Below are 2,967 nucleotides of genomic sequence, written 5' to 3' on the forward strand. Positions count from 1 at the left end.
ATCATGCACCATCACTCAGAAGAGCCATACGAGACACTGTCTTAGATGGCTGGGCTTACGTCCTGGATGAACTCGGGATCGTCTACGGCCCTGGCTTGTACCCCTTCCACCGACCGATGAGTCGATCCGAGCCGAACCCCGCCGCCCCGCTTCTGAACCAAGCTGTCGCGATCGGCAAGACCGAACCCACCGGTGTCCGGATCTCACCAAATGCCGCCAACTACTCGTGGCGCAACGAGTATGTGCGGCTGGTCCCGATCGATCACCGAGTGCAGGCCCGCATGGCCTTGTTCGTCCGCAAGCAGGGGCTCGGCGCGATGGTCCGCCGGATCACGATCGAGGTCGACCTTCGCGCCGGTCTCGTCACGATCCCCGAGGGGTGTCCCGACCCGCTCCGTAAGCAAGCCGACGTCAAGGGGCAACGCGTGCTGGACCTATTGACGGCAGCGCGCCGCGAACGTCGCCGACGCGCGAAAACCCCCACCGCGGTGCTCGGCTCCTGGGCGCAGATAGAGCAGGACAACTCATGACCGCAGAGGTATCGAACACCAACACCTCGGCCGGCACCGGGGACACCACCGTCGAACGCTGGACGTACGACGGTATGCGACTGTCCACAACGAACACGAAGCTCGCCGCATGGGTCGACCCGCACGGCGCAGAACTGTTCTACCGGCACAAGTCGGGGAACATCGTGGGCTGCTGCTACGACGTGCACCTACGCCGTGATCCCGACAACGGCCGCGTCACGATGTATGGCAGTCCAGTGTTTGTCGAGCCGAGCGATGACCGAGAGCTGGCCGCCCGGCTGGCCGCCGAGGAACGCGCCTGCGAGCAGGAACTCGCGGTCATCCAGCGTCAGCGCAAGGCGAAAGCCAGCAACCCCCTCGACGCCAAGATCGAGGAACTCGCGCTGTTGGTGAAGAAAGTCCCCGCACCGCAGCGTGCCGGGCTCACCGCCTACATCCTGCACAAGCTGATCCGCGCCTGGTAGCCACCACGCAGGCCTGCTCCGAGGCGGAGCCGTCCCGGCCCTGCTGGAACAGCCGCAGAGAGGCAGCAGCGGCCCTGGCGCGTCCGCCCTGCCCGCACTGCCAAACCAAACCAGCGAGCCAAACACCGCATCATGATTCCCTTTTGCAAAGGAGTGTTGTATGGGTGCCGTTCTTGAGAAGACTGCCGAGCCGGTGGACAGCGCCGTAAGTTCCGCCGTCGGCCCCAGCGTCGATGAGGAGATCACCAGCCCTGCCGGCCACGATGGTGACGACCGAGACGTTGTGGTGGCCGACGTGGAGCAGGGCTCGTCGGGTTCGTCGGTCGAGGCGGCGGGTGAGGACGAGTGGTACACGGTCGTCTGGGTGCCGCCAGGTTCGTTGATCATCGGACCGAACGTGCGGCAGGAGAACGCCACCCCGGACAAGGAGGGTGTGCGTGACATCAAGAAGCGGGGTGTGCGTGCGCCGATCCTGGCCTACCGGGACGAGTCCGGAAACCTGGTCGTGACCGAGGGGCAGATGCGCACGCTGCAGGCCCTCGAGGCTGGTCGTGAGAAGGTGCCGGTGTGGGTGCAGCCGCCGCCGTCGGCGGACGAGAAGGCCGCGACGATCGACCGGATCATCAACCAGCTCGGCGAGAATGATCACCGGACGCCGATGACCCGCGGCGACGTGTTCCGTGCGCACCAGCAGTTGCGGTTGCTCGGGCTGTCCGCGACGGCGATCGCGCGGCGCCGGAGCCGGTCGAAGCGGGTGATCGAGGACTCGTTGCGGGTCGGGGAGAGCGAACTGGCGTCCAAGGCGGCCGACAAGTACGAGCTGACGCTGGAGCAGGCGGCGGTGATCGCCGAGTTCGAAGGCTACGGCGATCTGGAGACGGCCAAGGAGCTGATCCTCACCGCGGTGGAGAAGCCGAACAACTTCGCCGTGCTCGCGCAGCGCAAGCGCGACGACCGCGCCGAGGAAGAGCGGCTCCAGCAGTCCGAGACCGGGCTCGTGAACGAGCTCACCGCTGCCGGGGTCACGGTCTTCGACGAGTCGATCTCGACCTGGTCCGGTGACGCCCGCTCCCTGGACCGGCTGCGCCCAACACCTGACGACGAGTCCGGCACCGAACTGACCGCTGACGCGCACGCCGATTGCCCCGGGCACGGCGCCTGGATCGGGTACGACTACGACGACAACGACGATCGGATCGCGGTCCCCGTTTACGGATGTGCTGACTTCCGGGCACACGGCCACGCCCTGCTCTACGCGCCGGCCGGTCAGGCCGAGCACGGCACCGGGTCGACGGCAACGTTCGACACGGCCTCCAGCGACGACAGTGACGGCGAGGGGGACGCCGCGTCGGCCGTGGCGCGGGCGGCGCTGGAGCGGGAGAAGGCCCGGATCGAGCGCCGGTGGGTGCGGGAAAACAACAAGAACTGGGACGCCGCGGAAAAGGTCCGCCACAAGTTCCTGGCCGACGTCGCCCGACGCAGCAGCGCCCCCAAGAACGCGCGGAAGTGGCTGGCCCAGCAGAAACTCGACGGCTCCCACGCACTCCGCAAGGCGATGGAACGTCGCCACGGACTCGCGCACCGCCTGCTCAAGCTGCCCGAGCCCGGCTACGGGCAGCGCAGCGAACTGATCACCAAGATCGCCAACGCGACCGAGGCCAAGGCAACCGTCTGGGACCTGTACCTGACACTCGTGGCGATGGAAGAAAGCCTCCAACGGGACTCGTGGCGGCGCCCGATGGGCACGGACTCGGAGTACATGTCCATGCTGCTCGACCTGGGCTACGAACCGCATGACGTTGAGCGGAAGGTGATCACGCCGGAGAGGATCGAGGACGTGATCGCCGCACACCTCCCCCACCACGCAACCCCCCACACCCACGAGGACACTCACGAGGACACTCACGAGGACACTCACGAGGACACTCACGAGGACACTCACGAGGACACTCACGAGGACACTCACGAGGACA

Annotated in this window: 3 protein-coding genes; all 3 read left to right on the plus strand. The window is 66.6% G+C overall.

Annotated elements, in window-relative coordinates:
• A partial coding sequence (locus tag BU204_RS39570; RefSeq protein WP_233160938.1) for a hypothetical protein occupies window positions 1-530 on the plus strand: 530 nt, incomplete at its 5' end.
• Window positions 527-994, plus strand: a complete 468-nt coding sequence (locus BU204_RS34190; RefSeq protein ID WP_075129956.1) for a hypothetical protein — start codon at window positions 527-529, stop codon at window positions 992-994. The genes BU204_RS39570 and BU204_RS34190, both read left to right, overlap by 4 nt.
• Before the next feature lie 160 nt (window positions 995-1,154).
• On the plus strand, window positions 1,155-2,967 hold a 1,813-nt coding region (locus BU204_RS34195), incomplete at its 3' end, for a ParB/RepB/Spo0J family partition protein (protein ID WP_143229941.1).

It is taken from the genome of Actinophytocola xanthii, from assembly GCF_001921205.1.
Classification (GTDB): domain Bacteria; phylum Actinomycetota; class Actinomycetes; order Mycobacteriales; family Pseudonocardiaceae; genus Actinophytocola; species Actinophytocola xanthii.

What these genes read in the sequence shown, in the direction of transcription:
- BU204_RS34190 (WP_075129956.1), top strand. Translation starts at nt 527, where the DNA reads ATGACCGCAGAGGTATCGAACACCAACACCTCGGCCGGCACCGGGGAC.